A 19,203-nucleotide genomic window follows, 5' to 3' on the forward strand; every position below is an offset into this window, starting at 1 on the left:
CCTTCGGGCAGCTTCGCTGTGCAAAACGGCTATCCTGCCGTTTTGTCATGCGGCATACACATCCCTGTGCCGCACCCTCACGGGCGGCCTTCGGCCGTGAAAATTGTCTCTCCTGCCAATTTTTCATTGAGTGCTTTTATCACTGATCTGGAACAGGGTGTTGGCCGCCTCCAGGATCTCCGACTGGCCCTCGAAGCCGGCCTGTCTGATCTGGGTACTGGGGGTGTGCAGCAGCTTGTTGGTCAGGGTGTGGGCCAGGAAGCGGAGGCTCTCCTCGGGCGACTTGCCGGATTGCATCTGTTTCAGTGCCCGTTCTAGCACCTCGTCGCGCATCCGCTCCGCCTGGCGCCGGTAGTCCTGGATCATCCCCACCGCATCCAGGGAGCGCAGCCAGCCCATGAACTCATCGACATGCAGGTCGACGATCTCCACCGCCTGTTCGGCCGCCTCCTGGCGTGAGCGCAGGTTCTCCTGAATCACCTCCTGCAGATCATCCACCGTATACAGGTAGATATCGTTCAGTTCGCTCACCTCGCTTTCGATATCCCGCGGGACGGCGATGTCCACCATGAAGATCGGTTGGTGTTTGCGCTTTTTCAGGGCGCTCTCCACCGTGCCCTTGCCGACCACTGGCAGCGGGCTGGCGGTGGAGGAGATGACGATGTCGGCCTCCGCCAGGTGGTTGGGGATCTCGGTGAGGCCGATGGCGAAACCATCGAACTGTCCCGCCAGTTGGTGGGCCTTCTCCAGTGTCCGGTTGGCAACGATAATCCGCCCGATGCCGTGCTGATGCAGGTGCCGGGCCGCCAGCTCGATGGTCTCTCCGGCACCGATCAGCAGGGCGGTCTGCTGGGACAGGTCACTGAAGATCTGGCGGGCCAGGCTGACGGCGGCGAAGGCCACCGACACCGGGCTGTGGCCGATGGCGGTGTCGGTGCGCACCTGCTTGGCCACCGAGAAGGTGTGCTGGAACAGGCGACCGAGAAACTTGCCGGTGGCGGAGGCGTCATTGGCGGTCTGGAAGGCCTGTTTGACCTGTCCCAGGATCTGCGGTTCGCCGAGTACCATGGAGTCCAGTCCGCTGGCCACCTTGAGCAGGTGACGAACGCACTCCTGGTCCTGATAGCTGTACAGAAAAGGCGAGATGGTCTCCTGCTCCAGGCCGTGAAACTCGCCCAGCCAGGCGCAGATCTCCTCCCTCCCGGAGCGGGTATGGGCGCAGTAGAGCTCGGTCCGGTTGCAGGTGGAGAGGATCACCGCTTCGTCGATGCCGGGCCTTTCCGACAGGCTGCGCAGCGCCGCCACGATGATATCCGGGCCGAAGGTGAGGCGTTCGCGGATATCAATGGGTGCGGTCTTGTGATTGAGGCCGAGCGTAATCAGTGCCATATGAACTTGTCGTGTATCAGAGCAGTCTCAGTAGTCTCGCCGGCAGGCCAACGCGTCCGGACGGGAGCGATCCGGACGCCGCCGCAATCAGGCCGTACACGATGCAAGTCGTCTTTACCGGACCCGGAAAGTTGAAATTTTGTATTATCAAAAGGTTAAATACAAGTCGCAGGGTGCTTTCAGGAGTTAAATGTCGTCCATTGGCTGTAAACTCGGTTATCATCTATTCTCACTAACAGGCCCCGGGCCGGGCGTACTTCAGGTGTAATATTCATGCGGCAGTCGCTTCAACTGATTTTCACCCTCGCATTTTCCTGGACACTTGTCAGCTGTCAAACCGCCCAGGTCAAGACCGCCCCCGAGGAGACTGCCTCCGCATCCACCGGGCAGGCGGACCCCTCGCGACAGGCCGCCGCCCCGGAGGGCGGTGTTCCTGAATTGACCGAGGATATCGTTTTTAATCTGCTGGCGGGCGAAGTGGCCGCGCAACGGGGGGCCTTGAGCGAGGCCTACGACTACCAGTTGCGTACCGCCCGGTTGTCCGGCGATGCCACCGCTGCGGAGCGTGCGACCCGCCTGGCACTGCACATGGACAAAAGCGAACTTGCCGTCGAGGCGGCCGCCCTTTGGGTGGAGTTGGCGCCGGAGGACCTTACGGCGCGTCAACTGCTGGTGGTGATGCTGTTGCGCCGCAACGCGGACGTGCCCGTGCTGGAGCACCTCAAGGCGATCGTGCGCATCAGTGAGAACAAGGATGAGAACGGCTTTCTGAATGTCATGGCGGCGATCAACCGCGAGCTGAAGCGCGAGTCGGCCATGGAACTGATGCGCAAGCTGGTGCTGGAGTTTCCCGGAGATCCCCGGGGTGGCTATGCGCTGACCATCGCCGCATTGGTGGACAAGGACTTTGCGGCGGCGGAACGCGAAGCCAACACGCTGGTCACCGACCACCCCGACTGGCCGAAGGGCTATCTGGTGCTGAGCCGGGTGTTCCTGGCCCAGGGCGACAAGGCCGGGGCCAGGACGCTGCTGGCGGATGCCGTCGGCCGTTTTCCGGACGATCCGTTCCTGTTGTCCGCCTACGCGCGGCTGCTGGTGGATGCCAAGGAGCTGGAGGCGGCCTATGAGCAGTTCCTGCGCCTGGAGAAGGTAGAGCAGGAGCAGGGCGATGCCAGCTACTGGCTTGGGTTGATTGCCCTGGAGCTGGGTCGGGACGAGGTGGCGCGCGGACATTTCCTGCGTCTGCTCGAGATCGATGGCCGCTCCGATGTGGCGGCCTACTATCTGGGGCGTATCGCGGAGCAGCGCAAGGAGTCGCAACAGGCCCTGCGGTGGTATCAGCGGGTCGAAGGCGGCGAGCATCGCGCCGAGGCCGAACTGCGCATCGTGCGGCTGATGGTGGCCACGGGGGAGTCCCGCGAGGTGTTCGAATGGCTGCAACGAATGCGTATCCAGTATCCGGATCAGGTGGTCAGGTACTACCTGATGGAAGTGGAGCTGTTGCGTGAGCACGGGACCCCGGAACAGGTGATGGCGCTGTTCGATACGGCCATTGGCGCCCTCCCCGACAGCAACGAGTTGCTCTACGCCCGCGGACTGTATGCCGCCACCCAGAGCCGGGTGGACATCCTGGAGCGGGACCTGCTTCAGGTGATCGCCAATGACCCCAAGCATGCTGACGCCCTTAACGCCCTGGGATACACCCTGGCGGATCAGACCAACCGGCACCAGGAGGCGCTGGACTACATACAGCGCGCCCTGGCGCTGAAACCGGAGTCGGCGGCGATCCTGGACAGCATGGGCTGGGTGATGTTCCGGCTGGGTCGGTATCCGGAGGCACTTGATTACCTGCGCCAGGCCTACGAAAAACTGCCCGATGCGGAGATCGCGGCGCACCTGGGCGAGGTGCTCTGGGTGACCGGTGAGCGGCAACAGGCGCGCCAGGTGTGGCAGGAGATTCTCGATAAGACTCCGGAGAGCGAGCACGTGCTGGAAGTGATGCGTCGTCTCAAGATCTGAAATCGTCCCCAACCCCCTGAAGCTGTTTGCACCATGCATATCACCGATAACGACTGGTGGCCGGCTCCGGCCAAGCTCAATCTCATGCTGCGGATCGTCGGCCGCCGCCCGGATGGCTACCACCTGCTGCAGACGGTGTTCCGTTTCGTCGACTACGGCGACCGGATTGCGTTCCGGGTCAGGCCGGATGGCGTGATCCGGCGGGTGCAGGGTAACGAGACGGTGGCGGAGTCCGCGGACCTGATGGTCCGGGCGGCGCGACTGTTGCAGCAGGAGTCGGGAACTTCCGGGGGGGTGGAGATCGCCCTGGTCAAGAAGATCCCCATGGGCGGCGGGCTGGGGGGCGGCAGTTCCGACGCCGCGACCGTGCTGGTGGCCCTCAACCGGCTGTGGGAGGTCGGCTATCCCGCGGGAAAACTGGCGCAGCTGGGCTTGCGCCTGGGCGCCGACGTGCCGGTCTTTATCCATGGCCAATCGGCGTGGGCCGAAGGGGTGGGCGAGGAGTTGACGCCGCTACGGATGCCGGCCGCCTGGTACCTGGTACTGGTGCCCCCTTGCCATGTCTCCACGGCCGATGTTTTTAGCGATCCGCAATTGACACGAAACGCGCCGCAAACGACAATACGCGACTTTCTCGCCGGCTCCCAGGTCAATGATTGTCTGCCGGTCGTGCTCAAACGCTACCCCGAGGTCGCGACGGCCGTGGGGTGGCTGAACAGGTTCGCGCCAGCGCGGCTGACCGGTACCGGCGGGGCCGTATTCGCCGAGTTCGCCGGGGAAACCGAGGCCCGGCGGGTGTTGCGGCAGGTGCCGGGTCTATACACGGCGTTCCTGGCCCGGGGGCTGGACAGTTCCCCGTTGCTGGAACGCGTGGCGGGCTGGAACGGAAATCCGGAGACATCGCCAGGCGGCTAGGTCTCACCTTTGTCCATAACTACCGACGAACACGCGTGTAGGATGGGTGGAGGCGCTCACCGGGCTTGTTCACCCCAACCCGGCCGCGATGGAAGAGAAAAGGTAAACGATTAATTGGGGCGTCGCCAAGCGGCTAGGCACCTGGTTTTGATCCAGGCATACGTAGGTTCGAATCCTACCGCCCCAGCCATATTTCAGAGGTATCTGCCGGGCAGTGCCTGGGCGGAAGGAAGAGAACCCACAGGTTCGAAAGGTCGGCGCAGCGAACCTGACAGCGGCTTGCCGCTGGCCCCGAAGGGGCGGAGGGCGCAGCCCGGAGTCATCCTGCCGCCCCAGCCATATATTTAGCCAGGCATCCGCGGGCAGTTGCCCGGGCCGGCCAGCACATTGAAGTGCAATCATTTCCCGTTGTATGTCAGACAGGTGGAGAGGCGAGTCATGCCAGATAGCCACATGATGGTTTTTTCAGGAAATTCCAATCCTGAACTTGTTAGCGAGATCACCTCTCGCCTCAGTCTGCGTACGGGTAGGGCGGTGGTTGGCCGCTTCAGCGACGGCGAGGCCATGGCCGAGATTCAGGAGAGCGTGCGTGGCCGTGACGTGTACGTCATCCAGAGCACCTCGCAGCCGACCAATGACAACCTGATGGAGTTGTTGGTACTGATCGACGCGCTGCGCTGGGCATCGGCGGAGCGTATTACGGCGGTGATCCCCTATTTCGGCTATGCGCGCCAGGACCGGCGGCCGCGCTCCGCCCGGGTGCCGATTACCGCCCGGCTGGTGGCCAAGCAGATCGCGGCGGCGGGTGCCGACCGGGTGGTGACGGTCGATCTGCATGCCGACCAGATCCAGGGTTTTTTCGATATTCCGGTGGACAATATCTACGCCCTGCCGGTGCTGCTGGGCGATGTGTGGCGTCAGAAGTACCCCAACCTGATGGTGGTCTCGCCGGACGTGGGCGGCGTGGTGCGCGCCCGGGCGCTGGCCAAGCAGCTGGATGACGCGGACCTGGCGATCATCGACAAGCGCCGGCCCAAGGCCAATGACGCCCAGGTGATGAATATTATCGGTGACGTCAAGGGACGCACCTGCGTGTTGATCGACGACATGGTCGATACCGCCGGCACCCTGTGCAAGGCGGCCCAGGCGCTCAAGGATCGGGGGGCGGAGCAGGTGATCGCCTACTGTACCCATCCGGTGTTGTCCGGGCCGGCGATTCACAATATTGAGAATTCGGTACTCGACCAGCTGGTGGTCTCGAACACCATTCAGCTGCACGAGGAGGCGCGGCACTGCACCCGGATTCGCCAGATCTGCATCGCGGAGCTGCTGGCGGAGACCATGCGCAGGATCGCCCTCAATGAATCGGTGACCTCACTCTTCATGGAGTGATCGCCAGTCCTTCACCGTCAATTCTGGTCGCGGAGAGATGGTGATTATTTAACTGATGATTTGGAGAAAATCATGAAAGATGTATTTGTTGTTAACGCGCAGCTGCGCACTGATACAGGGAAGGGTGCGAGCCGCCGCCTGCGTCATGCCGGGCTGGTTCCGGGTATCGTCTATGGTGCTCACCAGGACCCCGCCATGATTTCCATGGTGCACAGCGATCTGATCCAGCGCCTGGATCAGGAGGCATTTTACTCCCACATTCTGACCCTGAAGATTGACGGCAAGTCCGAGCAGGTGATCCTGAAGGATCTGCAGCGCCATCCCGCGCGGCCGTTCATCATGCACGCGGACTTCCTGCGGGTCAGCGCCAAGGAGAAGCTCAAGACCCACGTGCCGCTGCACTTTGTGGGCGAGAACGTGTCGCCCGGCGTCAAGGCCGGTGGTGTGGTCTCGCATCTGCTCACCGAGGTCGATGTGAGCTGCCTGCCGGGCGATCTGCCGGAGTACATCGAGGTCAACGTCTCTGGGCTGGCAATTGGCGACGCGGTCATGCTTTCCGAGCTGGCGCTGCCGAAGGGCGTCGAGTTGCCGGCACTGGCGCAGGATGAGCCGCAGGATGTGCAGGTGGTCTCTATCCACACTGCGCATGTGGCAGTGGAAGAAGGTGAGGCCGAAGAAGGAGAGGGTGCTGCGGAGGAGTAATTCGCGTATTCTGCTCCAAGTAAGTGGGCCGGGCATTGCCCGGCCCACTTGTTTATGACCTTTCTGTATATCAGTCTGCTGATAACCGAGCGACAGTCTGAATGACCAATCTGCCTACACAGCCTATCCGCCTGATTGTCGGCCTCGGTAACCCGGGGGCTGACTATGCCGCGACGCGCCACAACGCGGGTTACTGGTTCGTGGATCTCCTCGCGGAGCGGCATGGCGGCGTTTTCAGGGCGGAATCGAAATTCCATGGCCAGGTGTGTCGCATCCTGGTCAGGGGGCGGGAGTGCTGGTTGCTCAAACCGTCTACCTTCATGAATCGCAGCGGGCAGTCACTTTCCAGCCTGGCCAAATACTACAAGATAGGTCTTGAAGAGATCCTGGTCGCGCATGACGAGCTGGACATGCCGCCGGGTGTGGCGCGGCTCAAGTTCGGCGGCGGCCACGCCGGCCACAACGGTCTGCGGGACATTGTCAGCGCCATGGGGGGCAAGGATTTCTGGCGTCTGCGGATCGGCATCGATCACCCCGGCAATGCCCGCGAGGTGGTCAACTATGTGCTGGGTCGCCCCTCGAAACAGGACGCCGATGCCATTGCCGGTGCGCTCGATGCGAGTGAGCGGGTACTCACCGACCTGGTGGAGGGGCGCTTTCAGCTGGCGATGAACGCGCTGCATTCGGGTTGATGGACGGGGCGAGCCGGAGTGCCGCGTCCGGTTCCGGGATCACAACCGGGACACATACTCCTTGCCGGAAACGGAAAGATCACGTAATTCGGCCATATCCAGCAGGGCTATCCCGCGTCCTTTGACACCGATCACCCGTGCATCGGCAAGACGTTTCAACACCCGGCTAACGGTCTCCTGGGCCATGCCAAGATGGCAGGCAATATCGCTGCGGCTCATTCTCAGCTTAACCAATGGCGTCCTGTCCACTCCCCTTTCCGGGAGCCGTCGGTGCATCTCCAGGAGAAAATCAGCCACCCGGGCGTCACTGTGCATCCGGTGGCGGAATAACGACGCCTGGAGAAGCGTCTGTTCCAAATTACATGCGTGGATGATGGATCGGGTCAACTGCAGATTGTCCTGCCGACGATTCAGCAGCAGGCGGCGGGGCAGCCGGCACAACTGGCTGTCCATCGTGGCCATGGCACGCACGCGTTTCATGCCGTCATCGAGCAAGCCCTGGGTTCCGAACGGCTCGCCTGGAAATCGAAAGCTGGCCCACTCCAGATCGCCAACCCGCTGGCTGATCCTGATACAGCCGCTGCGAACCACATACACCGCGTCGGGTGAGAATTGCAGCCCTTGACGCACCGCGTGCAGCGCCTCGCCGTTGGAGGCGCGGTCACCGTAGGGACAGACCGCGTTCAGTGGGCAGGACTCCGCGTTTATCACGCCACTTCCGGCACCGACACTATCGGCGACCCTTGATTTGTACAGGGTTAGGCAGGGACTGGACGACATCGATTTCACCTCCTTATCGGTTCAGTGGTTCTCGGCAGAATTTTTACTGTTCCGGTGTTCCATCACCACCCGGGACAGCTTGTGCCTGGGCTTTCAGATCGCGTGGCGGCTCATCACTCATCGAACTCCGACACATCCTTGTGCGCAATACCCTGATGGCAATCAATGCAGGTCTCGCCGGTCTCCTTGATCTCCTCGTGTGCCTGCCACGCCATTTCCGTCTGTGCCGCCTCGGTCATGCCCTCGATGCCGTGGCAGTTGCGACACTCCCGCGAATTGCTGGCCCGCATCGACGCCCATACGCGTTTCGCGAGCTCCACCCTTTTGGCCTCGAATTTTTCCGGGGTGTCAACCGTACCCATGACCTTGTGAAACAGTTCATTACTGGCCTGAATTTTTCTCATCAACTTATAACCCCAGGGGCGCGGCACATGACAATCGGCGCATGTTGCCCGAACACCAGTACGGTTCTGGTAATGCACCGTCTCCTTGTACTCCTGGTAGACAGTATCCCGCATTTCATGGCAGCTGATGCAGAACGAGAGCGAGTTGCTCGCTTCCATCGCAGTATTGAACCCGCCCCAAAAAATGATGCCACCAAATAGACCGATCACGAGCAAGGTCAGTATTGAATACTTTGCACTAGGCCTTCTAAGTACACTCCACCAGCGGCGCAGCGTGCCAGGTTTGTTTGTTTTACTCATATCGACTACCCCTGAAATTCCGGACGATAAAATTAGCCCGCGATCGCCGTTTTGATCGCGCAATGGCGGGCAATGCACACCCTGCGGGCGGATTGGCCTGGATGGCGGGTGAATAAGCGACAGCGCGCGCCATCCTCGGGTCTGTCAGGTACATCCCTGTACCACGCGTCACCGCCGCATTATTGGTGGATGCGCCTGCCGGTTTGTCCACCCTGTCATCGCAGCCGTTCCACCAAGACCGTGAACCCGGCTATACCGATGTGCCCACTTCCAGACCAACCTGTGCCGGCAACCGGGAGCCAGTCTATTTCAACGTGTCCTTCGCCGTTTTTTGCAGCTCAACGCGGATTGGCGGTACCGGGTCCCCGGTGAAGATATCCTTGAGTTTGTAATGCTCGTGCATGGCATCGCCGTTTCTTACGAATTTGTCGAATTCGAAGTGGTACTTCGAATCGACATTTGGCGTGAACGGCGTGTAGGGCGGTTTCGCCGCTTTATAGGGAGAGCCTTCGTATGAAAGGTGGCACTTGGCGCATGCCTGCTCATATTCGAAATTTTGACCGGCCTCGACCAAAATGCCGCGAGCGGTCGGCTCGGACTTTTTCTTCATGAGCGACTGGGCACTGCCATGCTCGGCCCGGTATAACTTTCCGGCGCCATGACAGGATTCACAGTTGACAGAGCCCATGGATTTTTTTCCGCCTGGTTTCATACCGACCTTATAACCGGTTTTTTCTCCAAAACCCGTTGTATGACAGGTCAGGCACTCCTTGTCCTGGGTGTAATCTTTCTCAGGGTCCAGCTTGGCTGCCTTTTTGGCGTCAGCCTTCGCGCCTGGCTTTAGCGATTCAAAGGACTTTGCATGCGCCGTCCCAGACCATGATTCTCCCTGCGGTTTGTGACATTTGGTGCAATTCTTTACCCCGACGTAGACGGCATCCGCACTAATGGCACCCGGCGCCATACTCATCATGGCTACCGCGCTGATGAGCCATACAAAAATATGTTTCATGATGTTATTCTCCCCTCGAATGATCTTTAATCCTGATTAATACAAACCGATGCGCTGAATTTTCGTGGACAGCATTCGGCCTCTGGCCCTCTCAGCAGCCGCACTCCTGTTCAACGGAAATGCCAACCTGGGCACTGGCCTTTTGTCCATTTTCATCCTCCACCCGCAACGTGACGATATAAAGCCCTTGCGTGAACGTATGCTCGACGACCTTTTCCGTTGAAGATTCACCGTCGCCAAAATTCCAGGTGACGCTCTTTATCTTTCCACTGCCGCCACCGGTCAGCGCCTTGAAGGTTACCTTGTAGGGTGCGTCGCCTCGGCGATTTCTTACACCGCCGATTCGTGCCATAAGATTACCGCCAACGGGAGCCAATACTTCCTCGACAAAAAGACTTCCACCGAGGACATGTGACGCCTTGGTCAGGGATTCCTTGATCTTATCCTCCATCATTACGACATCCTGCTGGCTCATGTTGCTGCCTTTTGTAACTTCCGCTTGTTGTCCGTCATCCACTCTCAAGCGGGTTGAACCGACATCCGTTACCAGGCGACCTATAAGCGACCATGCCGTAAAACTGTCCTTTTCAGGATCGTACTTTATTGCAAACTCCGAACCTTGGGTTCGCACATCCATTGCACCCATGCGGACCTTGAATTCGGAAAACAGGTGCTCGGGTACCTGCGCCTTAACAAACAGGCGTCCGTTGATGATGTCCAGATAGGTCTTTTCAATCTTTTTTTCGAGATCGAAGATGACGCCGGTCAGGGCAACTTCCGAATTGGGATAGACTCTGACCATGCTTCCGTTCGACCAAGTGATGTTCGCGGCGGACCTGTTCCTGGTTGCGAGGCGGTCGCCACGAGTCAGGACGTCACCGTCGGATACCTTTACCCACTTTTCCGTTCCGGGTTTGAGTACTTCCACATCGCCATCTGCCCGTGTGACGCGTACCACCGACGCGTCATCGGCCCATGTGAACACGGCCCAAAACATTAGCATGGAGGCAATTACGTATTTCATGGCCAAAATCTCCTGAATTTCATTAATCGTTCATTCATAATCAGTAAATCAACTCCAGCCCGACAACCACCTCATAAGCCGCACCCGGGATGGTTCCATCAGGACGTGCATAGACGGCGCCGGGTTGGAAGTAACCGATGTTGGCAAACATTTCGAGCCACTTGCGGTGTTGGTATCTGGCAGCTATGTCCAGCTCCCATCCCACATCATTGGTCAGGTTTGTCGATGTGGATGTACCGTTGCTCCAATCCCGAATCGGGCCGCGACCCTCAAACACGTCCTCGGTTGTCCATATCCTGGCAATGGAAGGTGTTATCGACAGGCCTTTTGCCGGCTTCAGGGTTGTATCAAGACGCAGGTACGTGATATTGGCCAGGTTGCTGTCCCATAAAAAATATCCGGCCCGGATGTCCTCGCTGAAAATCTCTCCGAACTTATGGCGGTCACGACACAGAGAGAGCCCGGTAAAGTATTTGTAATCGCCGGTTGCCGAATCATTCACGCCATTTCCAGAACCGCGACCGAGTTCGAAACCAAGCGACCATTCCCCCAGCGATTTCGACCGGGAGAAGCTGCGCTCGGCACGGAACAGCAGCGCATTCGCATCGATGTCCCTGTCCTCGGTATAACCACCAGTAAGCCATACCGCCTCACCTTCCATTCTCCAGCGATCGATATCGACTGATCCCGCGATTCCCGACCATAACGGATTGAACCCGCCATCCCTTGGGGTTGTTGCCGCATTGAAGTCCTTGTCAAGATTCAAATCCGCATCACCTGCTTCTCCCCCGTCAACCGCCTTCATTAGAAAGGGCCTGATCCATGAGTTCCGCGATGGACGGAGATCGAAATCGAGGTAATAGGCATCCAGTCGGGTGTCGCTGAAAAGGACGTTCTCGCGAGTTCCGGCGGGAGGCCCCGTAGTGGAAAAGTCCGTGTAATCGGTCCAGCCGCCGGCAAGACTCAAATAGCCCGCTGTGATACTTGCTGCAGAAAATACCGGTACCTGAAGACGAAACGAGTTGATGGGACCTTGCACCACGACGCCATACCCTTCATCCCAATTCTGGCGACCAATACGTGCCATAAAGTGTTCGTTGGTGTATTGACCGTAGAGCTCGCGTACCAACGTGGTATTAACGGATTCGAAATCACCCCACCGTTCGAGCGTTCCTTCGCTGTCCTCCTTCCAATCAAAGGTAAAATTGCCCTTGTCAAGAAGGAGACGTACCAGAAAATCCTCGTAGGAAGCATCGACTTGCAACTGGAACCGCTGATCAAAGAAGTTTCGATTATCGAAATCCCAGCTTTGCTGCGCGTTGCCCAAGTCAAAATTATTGCGCGAATTGAATTGGACTTTATACTTTCCTGAAAACTCGAAGCCGACCTTTCCCTTCCGCTCCTCCTCCTCCCTGACCGCCACCGATTTCATCTTGCGGATGTCCGTTTCGATCTCAGTGAGACGCCGGCGCGCCTCGTCATCCCGCCCGGTTTGTGCCCCCGCGATATCCGGCTCGCCCCATTCGTCATTACCTTCCGTTGCCGCGGAATCTGCTTGTGTGACATCCGTGTCATTACCGGAATCCCGGGTCTTGTCGGCAAGGGCCGACTTCAGTTGGCTGATATCCTGCCGCGAACTGGCAAGTTGCGCTTCCATGGTTTGAAGGCGTTTCAATAACTCGGCTACATCTTTGCTGTTCAGTCCGGCGGATTCCGCCGCAACCGCGATGGGAGTCGATACCGCGACTCCCGTCAGCAGGCAACTGGTCGCCAGCGGAATACAATACCTTTGCAGTTTATTCTTCATGGCTGTAGTGTCTCCGTCGCCAGCCTGTCTCGAATCAGTCGAATTGGTTGCCGCTGAAACTCATTTCAAGGAAGCTTCCTGCGGCCTGCCATAGAACGTCTTGATCTTGCTGTCCGGTCCGTGGCATTCAACACACACCAGCTTTTTGAGCGATGCCTTGTAGGTATATGGGTCGGCCGGTCTCAACGTATTCACGTAGTTAAGATTGTCGGGCGCCTGCGGTTTCACCAGTCGACGGCTCCATGAATTCTTCGGTGCGCGTAACACATTGGGATGGTATATATCGCCTTCGATAAACCATCCTTCCTTGGGCGGCACCTCATCTCCATCGGGTATGGTTACCATTTCATGACAAGTCAGACAGGAACGGTTTTTGCCCTTGTAGGCAATCTTGTTGGATTCCAGATGGAGCAGATGTGGGTTCTTTATATAGGGTTTCGCGGTCTCCTCTTCCATGATGAACTGATGGCAATCAAGGCATTCCATATTCTGCTCGCTGTAGTCTGGCACCTCGCCATCCGTCGGGCCCTTTACCGCCTTTGGGGGCCAGTCGATCGCAACCTGTGTGGGTAGTGCTGCAGCCACCGGAGCGGTTACACCCGATTCGGGGGCACGGGTTCCCCCCGCAGTGACCGATTCCCCTATGGCCCCCCCGCATCCCGTCAGGCTTAGAAGCAGGCTCAGTCCGATAGTATTCAGCATTCGCATGACACTCTCCCCTCGGTTTCCAATTGTTCAACCAACCCCGGAACGAACTCACCCTCTGTCTGTAGCAAGTCGAGGGTGAGATAGGCCAGGGCCCGATACAGGCCGGATCTTGATTCTTTAATGACACGCGCACAAAACGGTTGGTACCAGCGCAGCAAGTGACTGACCAGTAAGTCATGCTGGTGTTTGAGATTTTGCCGGAGACCGTCGATATTTTGTGCCCGCCACAGCTGCTCCTCTATAAAGCAGAGAAAATTAAGGCACTCCAGCTCGACTCCTATATGGTCGGGCAGTTCCAGACAATCCTTTGTCAGTTGGATCCCGGCATTGCGATAAGCCGTCTGCACCATGACCGATATCTTTCCACCCACCCGCTGTTTTTCGTCCAGATAAAATGATTCGACCGGATGCACCCCGCTTGGCAGCACGAATAGCCTGGTGTATTCCGCGGTCAATTCATTTTCCTTATTGTCGATGGCTGATATCTCTTCATAAAACGATTTCATCTCATCGGTTACCAGCTTGGCCGCCTCGTTTCCCGGCCCCATCTGGAGCGGTTCGGCTTGGAGCGATTCCACAAGTTCCGCGGTTGGTGGAGCGCTGTATAGCGTGGCCAGCACCGCATACCTTCTGCCGCGTTCCGCCGCCACGTTCGCCATGGTTGTATAGTCAAACATTTTCAGTTCCTCTCCTGGCAAAGCGCCGGGCCATTTTTTCCCGACGCTTTTCGGTGGTGATGCACAATGGACAGAAGCTCTCATCCGTACTCCCCAGAAAAGGTTGACGGCAGAACTCGCAAGTGTTTTTTTCCCCCGTCACCAGCTTCTGCTGAGTGCCTAGAAACAACAATGAGAGATCCACGTTATCGCTGACACGGACCGCCCGGTGGAAGCAGGCCTCCTCGCAAACACGGCAACCGGTACATAGCGACGGTGTGTAGCTCAACTCATAGTGCCTTTCTGAATCGCTGTGATGAATGGCACCCACCGGACATAACGTCTCGCAAACATTACACCCGGTACATTTTGGTCCGATCTCTATACTTGCTACCGGTAAGCCCTGGGCGGCATAGCCCGCTTTTAAGGGCCTGGCCCCGGGAAGGGCCTGTAGCACATTGAGAAGATGAGACCGTTTCGGATTTTCCGCATGGTTCCGTACGAGATCACGAAACGGCGTGATCGCAACATCAAGCGGATCCTCCGCATCGATGCCGGGAGAAGCATCTGCCTCTTCCCATTTGTCGGCGAAAGCCCGAAAGAAGTCGCGTCGCGAGACACCCGTTTTTTGGGCGGGCAGGGTTTGCCGAGGAGTGCCCAGAGGGGTGGTCAAATGCACAATCCGCCCTGCATCCAGGTTGACGGATTCCAGCAGTCCCCTGGCCAACTTTATTACCTTCTTCCATTGCCCCGCGGTTTTATGTAGTCCGCAGCCTGAACAGTCCGGCGAACGCAGTTCAACGCTTTGTGCGCCCCACCTCAAAGGCTCCAGAACTACCCCCTCGGTCAGTCTACAGAGGCAGGAAAGAACCAGATCCGCCTTGCCATTGGCCCGGTCGCAGGCAATTCGAAACGGCTCTGATGGATGTTCCCGATTCCGTGTTCGAGAACCAAGGTCCAGATTGTTGATATCCTGCCCTAATGCACCATTCGGACAGGCTGAAACACAGGCACCACACGCAATGCATGCTTCCGATATCTCGGCACCCTCTCCGGAGAGGTGGATCGCATCCGGAACAGGGCACACTTGCATGCATTCAACACAAGATGACTGTGAGCATCGATAGCGGGAGCAGAGCCCATTCTCGATGAGAATGGGCTGCTCCCTACCAGTACTTACGCTTTGGTCCATTAGGTTATTCACTCCGTCTATCAGCGCGTGTACTTGGTGGACGGTCCTGTGTCCGAGCCGGCAACGGTAATACTTACCGCTCGCGACCGCTTCTCCCTGATCAGCGACGTCAACTCATTAAGCTCGCCAAAGAAACGTGTCTTCCCGACACAGGTTTCAACACAGGCGGGAACTTTTCCCTGTTCGAGACGCTGTACACAAAGCGTGCATTTCTCCATGACCCGTGCTTCCGCGTTGAACTGCGGCGCGCCATAGGGGCAGGCCCAGGCACAGTAGCGACAGCCGATGCACTTGTCCTTGTTGATAAGAACAATGCCGTCCTCCTTGCGCTTGGTTATCGCCCCCACCGGACATGCGGCCTGGCATGCCGGTCGACCGCAATGCATGCACGGCATGGGTACGAAGGTAAGCGCCATGTTTGGAGCCTTGGTTGTATCCCTGAATTCACCCTCCTCGATTTCGATCACACGGGTATAATCGACCCCCAACGGCGTGTTGTTTTCCGCCTTGCACGCCATGGTGCAGGCGTTACATCCGATACAGAACTCCAAATCGATCCAGAGTGTGTATTGTTTCGGTCCGGGTTTCGCAAGCGACCGCTCAAAGATCTCCGGAGAAATTACTGGGTTCTTTTCTGTCATGGCTTGGCCCTCCTCAAACTGAAAGTTTTTCGATCTTGAGCGGCGTACCGTAGCTCTGTGTACCGCCGGCTACAGGATCCTGTAATCCGCGGTCACCCAAGACCGGGTCTGCCATATAGAGCGGGTTGATACTGAACCCGGCGCCGATGCGCTTATCGGAAAACTGCTCCTGGCCGTCGGCGTCCCATCCCTTTGCACCGGCACCCCATCTGCCATAGGAGTTGCTTACCGAAAAGACTCCTGGACGGATCCGGCTGGTGACATTTACCTGGAACTTGAACCAACCGTCACCCATCGAGTTTTCAACACTGGGAATGTGCTTGCTCGAAGGCGATTTAACCCTGACCCAATCACCGGAAACCACGCCCATCTTCTCCGCATCCACCGGATTCATTTCCGCATAGTTTTGCGGTTTGATCGTTGCCAGCCACAGGTTGTTCATGGTCCGTGACTGGGTATGCCAGGCATCCTTGTGGGTGTGCAGCTGGATCGGATACTCATCCCAGATGGCCTGGTCGATCTCCCGCTCCTTGCAATCGATCATGAAGCGATACTGCGGCAGGCCATCAAAGTACTTGCCCGTCATGCTGTTCTTGTTGGTGGCCACGGCCTGTGAGTAGGCGCGCAGACCCCGCACCTGTCGACCACCGGGGAAGCGCACATAGTCACCCTCGTATTGATTTCCCGGGTTCTCGAACTTGCCGCCTAGTTTCACAAAGCTGCTTTGCGGGTCCTCCAGACCGGTTTGACCCTCGAAGTCCTTGTGCTTGTAGTACTCGTTCCAGAATTGCCAGGAGTTCATGAGGTCGATTCCTGGGCCGCCGCCATCCTTGCCAAAACCCGGCAAGCCGCAACGGATGGCCAACTGGATCAGCGTGTCGTCGCCGGTCTGTACATCCGGATGCACGCCACGATAATCCTTGGTCGCGGGATCGACTGTCCCCACCACGGGTTGGCGCAGGCCCCACAAGCGGGTCTTGATGGGCGGATAGGTCTTGAACCCGCCGATCCTTTCCAGGTATTCGGAGTCGGGGAGTATGTAATCGCACAGCGAACTGGTCTCGCCCATGTAGGCGTCGATACTGAAGGTCAGCGGCATCGCCTTGAGGTCCAGCAGTGCCTCGATTACCGATGAATTCATCGGCACGGTGTAGGCCGGGTTGTTGTAGTAGTTAAGGTAGGCCTTGATCCGGTAGGGATAGCCTTGGCGCACCGAGGAGAAAAACTCGCCGGCGACCGAACGATAGGCCAGCGGATACCAGGGACGGGTGGACAATGGCTTAATGCCCTGGTATTTCGCCTTGTGACGGTCGATGGTTACGCCCTGGGCCTTGCGTTTTTCGCCCTTTACCGCGCCCTTGTAAGCGGCATGGCCGGGATTGAAGCCACCCTTGCGGTCGATATTGTCGACCATCATGTTAATGATGATCAGGGCTTGCCCGTTCCACCAGCCATTTGACTGCTGGATGGGTCCGCGGAACATCTCTATGACCGGCCGCTTGGCGTCGGTGAAATCCTTGGCCACGCGCGCGATGGTGCCGGCCGGGAGATCACACCGCTGCTCGCACTCGGCCAGGGTCTTTTCAGTCACCCGTTCGCGGAGCATGCGAAAGACGGTCTTGTACTTTTTACCCTTCAGCGTTATTTCCGCATCGAGCTCGGCCGGGCCGTCCACTTCGTGGAATAGCGTCGGCTTGCCCTTGACCAGTACAACATGATCCGACTGACCCAGACCGGCATCCTTACCGGTCAGATAGACCTTTGGCTCATCCGTGGCAACCAGGTAAGTCATATCGGTCCAGTTGCGCCGGCCTGTTTTCTTGGCCGCCTGTTCATTGGGCAGGGCGAGGTAGTCCACCTTGTAGGCCTTGTTCTCGATCATCCACTGGATCATGCCCATCAGGAAGAAGGCATCCGATGACGGTTTGAGTGGAACCCACTCACCCTTGTTGGAGTGCGTAGCCTTCGCCGCCGCGGGCGAGAACCAGGGGTCCACGACCACGTGCTTGAAGCTGCGCGAATCGGGGCCGGTTCTTTTGGCCATTTTCTGCAGATAGCGCGCCCGTGTCTGGCCCGGATAATCCGCGTGCGTGACGTTCGATCCGACACTGATCAGATGTGTGCAGTACTCGTAGTCGGCATAGGCGCCAATCTCGAAGCGCGGGATATTGAGGGTATCCTCGATGACGTTGTAGAAGGTACCGGCACAACGGTCGCAATGGTTGAGCATGTGCGGCACACCGGCGGCTTCCTTGACAAAGCGGGGCGTGAGCGGGGACTGCTCGTTACGCCCATGCGCCCATACGAACTGATTGCGCTTGGGCCCCCAGCCCTCTGGAGGTGCCTCGTCCATGAAGTCGGAATCCGCCGCGCCAATCGGACTGTCATTGTTGAGGATTGACTTGAGCCCCTCGACGACACGGCCCTCTTCACCCGGAACGTCCTTGAAAAGTTTGCCGCCTTCGGTGATTTCTGTCAGCGCCTGATCCCAGCTGACCACTTTCCATTTACCCGAACCGCGAGGACCCACCCGCTTCAGGGGGTGCGTCAGGCGAGCGGGGCTGTAGAGTGCGAATATGCCGGATTGACCCTTGGGACAGAGGGTGCCCACATCCTTGCCATTGAGTCCGGCATCGAGATCACTCTCCTCGACCAGGTCCCCCTTGGCGACATAGTCGTAGGTGTTGGGGTGATAGGGATTGCCACTGATCTTTACCAGTTCCCCGTTCTGTACCGTGCATTGGATTCCACATCCGCTGTGACACATCAGGCAGACGCTGCGCACGATCTCCGCCTGCTCCATGTGGCGGTCTGGCTGGGATCCGGATTTTCCCAGTTGTTCCAGCCACTCTCCCGCATTTACCGGGTTTACTCGAGTTAGTACCGCCGCGGTACCACTGACCTGTAGAAATGTTCGACGGCTGAGATAATGCTTCAACAGCTTCATTAGATTGTCCTCCCGAGAGTTACCTATGCTTCAAACCGACATTCGCATGTCATTGGGTGTACTTGTTCATGACTTTAATGACCCAATTACTGGTCGTTCACTGTTTAGCTAAATACCTTTCCTGCTTGGATAAACGACACCCCCTTTCATGTCGTATCTGGACAACCAACCGAATTTCGAGCGTATGCGAGTCAGTCGGGGATGTTCAAAGTAGGTTGCTTTTCTGGCCACCGCCCCTTTTGGGTGGGCTGGGTTAATCGATTTGGCGACCGTTTGATATGACATGACTGAGTCGCAACACTCCCCGCTGGGTCAGTATGCATATTCCCTGCCATGAATTATTCGGAATATGGTTGTATGTTGTTTCTATTGAAAATTACTTGTTAAATTTAGGGTTAATCTAATTTCTGTATTCGGTTTATGGATTAATTCGGTTCTGAATTATGGGAATGTGTCTCCAAGCGGTAGCATAATCGGAGAAACAGCCTTGTTTCGTAACCGTTTGGTAACCAAATACGGATTTGACTGGATTTACCAGACAATCCGGTTACCCATTGGTAACGGTTGAAACGAAATTTATGCGCTCCGGCGCTCCACCCAGGCTCGCGTTCCGATGACGGCGC

At 57.8% G+C, this 19,203-nt stretch carries 16 protein-coding genes, 1 tRNA gene and 1 pseudogene; 6 read left to right on the top strand and 12 right to left on the bottom strand.

The annotated features are described in order from the left end of the window. Positions 1 to 123: 123 nt before the first annotated feature. Positions 124 to 1,389 (bottom strand): glutamyl-tRNA reductase, encoded by a 1,266-nt coding sequence (hemA, locus tag A3GO_RS0119175; protein ID WP_029134776.1) that lies wholly within the window; start codon positions 1,387 to 1,389, stop codon positions 124 to 126. Positions 1,390 to 1,662: 273 nt separating this feature from the next. Here hemA and A3GO_RS24625 point away from each other — a divergent pair, with 273 nt between their 5' ends. From A3GO_RS24625 to pth, 6 genes are all read left to right on the top strand, one after another. Beyond that, positions 1,663 to 3,408, top strand: a complete 1,746-nt coding sequence (locus A3GO_RS24625) for a tetratricopeptide repeat protein (protein WP_051302660.1) — start codon at positions 1,663 to 1,665, stop codon at positions 3,406 to 3,408. 33 nt (positions 3,409 to 3,441) lie between these two features. Further along, the gene (ispE, locus tag A3GO_RS24630; protein ID WP_051302662.1) at positions 3,442 to 4,323 is read left to right on the top strand and encodes a 4-(cytidine 5'-diphospho)-2-C-methyl-D-erythritol kinase; all 882 of its coding nucleotides are present in this window, start codon (positions 3,442 to 3,444) and stop codon (positions 4,321 to 4,323) included. Positions 4,324 to 4,438: 115 nt separating this feature from the next. Beyond that, positions 4,439 to 4,513: transfer RNA gene (locus A3GO_RS0119190), tRNA-Gln, on the top strand. 248 nt (positions 4,514 to 4,761) lie between these two features. Continuing rightward, complete coding sequence (locus A3GO_RS0119195) at positions 4,762 to 5,715, top strand: ribose-phosphate diphosphokinase (protein WP_029134777.1); 954 nt, start codon at positions 4,762 to 4,764, stop codon at positions 5,713 to 5,715. Positions 5,716 to 5,787: 72 nt separating this feature from the next. Continuing rightward, positions 5,788 to 6,417: a 50S ribosomal protein L25/general stress protein Ctc gene (locus A3GO_RS0119200; RefSeq protein ID WP_029134778.1), complete on the top strand. Its 630-nt coding sequence runs from the start codon at positions 5,788 to 5,790 to the stop codon at positions 6,415 to 6,417. Positions 6,418 to 6,518: 101 nt separating this feature from the next. After that, a complete protein-coding gene (pth, locus tag A3GO_RS0119205; protein WP_029134779.1) occupies positions 6,519 to 7,109 on the top strand; it encodes an aminoacyl-tRNA hydrolase in 591 nt (196 codons plus the stop codon). Positions 7,110 to 7,148: 39 nt separating this feature from the next. Here the strand turns inward: pth and A3GO_RS25500 are convergent, their stop codons facing one another. The 11 genes and pseudogenes from A3GO_RS25500 to A3GO_RS0119255 all read right to left on the bottom strand — a co-directional run bounded on the left by A3GO_RS25500 (position 7,149) and on the right by A3GO_RS0119255 (position 18,580). Next, positions 7,149 to 7,889, bottom strand: a complete 741-nt coding sequence (locus A3GO_RS25500; RefSeq protein ID WP_029134780.1) for a Crp/Fnr family transcriptional regulator — start codon at positions 7,887 to 7,889, stop codon at positions 7,149 to 7,151. A 113-nt stretch (positions 7,890 to 8,002) separates the two neighbouring features. Beyond that, positions 8,003 to 8,593, bottom strand: a complete 591-nt coding sequence (locus A3GO_RS0119215; RefSeq protein WP_029134781.1) for a NapC/NirT family cytochrome c — start codon at positions 8,591 to 8,593, stop codon at positions 8,003 to 8,005. 304 nt (positions 8,594 to 8,897) lie between these two features. Next, on the bottom strand, positions 8,898 to 9,605 hold the full coding sequence (locus tag A3GO_RS0119220; RefSeq protein WP_029134782.1) for a cytochrome c family protein: 708 nt from the start codon (positions 9,603 to 9,605) through the stop codon (positions 8,898 to 8,900). A gap of 91 nt (positions 9,606 to 9,696) precedes the next feature. Continuing rightward, positions 9,697 to 10,629: a PKD domain-containing protein gene (locus A3GO_RS0119225; RefSeq protein WP_029134783.1), complete on the bottom strand. Its 933-nt coding sequence runs from the start codon at positions 10,627 to 10,629 to the stop codon at positions 9,697 to 9,699. Positions 10,630 to 10,669: 40 nt separating this feature from the next. Further along, positions 10,670 to 12,436, bottom strand: coding sequence for a hypothetical protein (locus A3GO_RS0119230; RefSeq protein WP_029134784.1), 1,767 nt, complete (start codon positions 12,434 to 12,436; stop codon positions 10,670 to 10,672). Between the two features lie 60 nt (positions 12,437 to 12,496). Continuing rightward, the gene (locus A3GO_RS0119235; protein WP_157606882.1) at positions 12,497 to 13,144 is read right to left on the bottom strand and encodes a hypothetical protein; all 648 of its coding nucleotides are present in this window, start codon (positions 13,142 to 13,144) and stop codon (positions 12,497 to 12,499) included. Then, the gene (locus tag A3GO_RS0119240; protein WP_029134786.1) at positions 13,132 to 13,821 is read right to left on the bottom strand and encodes a TorD/DmsD family molecular chaperone; all 690 of its coding nucleotides are present in this window, start codon (positions 13,819 to 13,821) and stop codon (positions 13,132 to 13,134) included. The genes A3GO_RS0119235 and A3GO_RS0119240 overlap by 13 nt, the downstream gene beginning before the upstream one ends. Then, positions 13,814 to 14,527 (bottom strand): NADH-quinone oxidoreductase subunit I, encoded by a 714-nt coding sequence (locus A3GO_RS26620; RefSeq protein WP_245621792.1) that lies wholly within the window; start codon positions 14,525 to 14,527, stop codon positions 13,814 to 13,816. Before A3GO_RS26620 ends, A3GO_RS0119240 begins: the two co-directional genes overlap by 8 nt. Positions 14,528 to 14,779: 252 nt before the next feature. Continuing rightward, positions 14,780 to 14,992: pseudogene (locus tag A3GO_RS26895) on the bottom strand (4Fe-4S binding protein); the annotation flags it as partial. 20 nt (positions 14,993 to 15,012) lie between these two features. Beyond that, positions 15,013 to 15,633, bottom strand: coding sequence for a 4Fe-4S dicluster domain-containing protein (locus A3GO_RS24640; RefSeq protein ID WP_051302664.1), 621 nt, complete (start codon positions 15,631 to 15,633; stop codon positions 15,013 to 15,015). Between the two features lie 13 nt (positions 15,634 to 15,646). Then, entirely contained in the window at positions 15,647 to 18,580 is a 2,934-nt protein-coding gene (locus A3GO_RS0119255) for a molybdopterin-dependent oxidoreductase (RefSeq protein ID WP_029134788.1), read from the bottom strand. Between the last annotated feature and the right edge of the window lie 623 nt (positions 18,581 to 19,203).

Origin of the sequence: Sedimenticola selenatireducens DSM 17993 (genome assembly GCF_000428045.1) — a bacterium.
Taxonomy (GTDB): Bacteria; Pseudomonadota; Gammaproteobacteria; order Chromatiales; family Chromatiaceae; genus Sedimenticola; species Sedimenticola selenatireducens.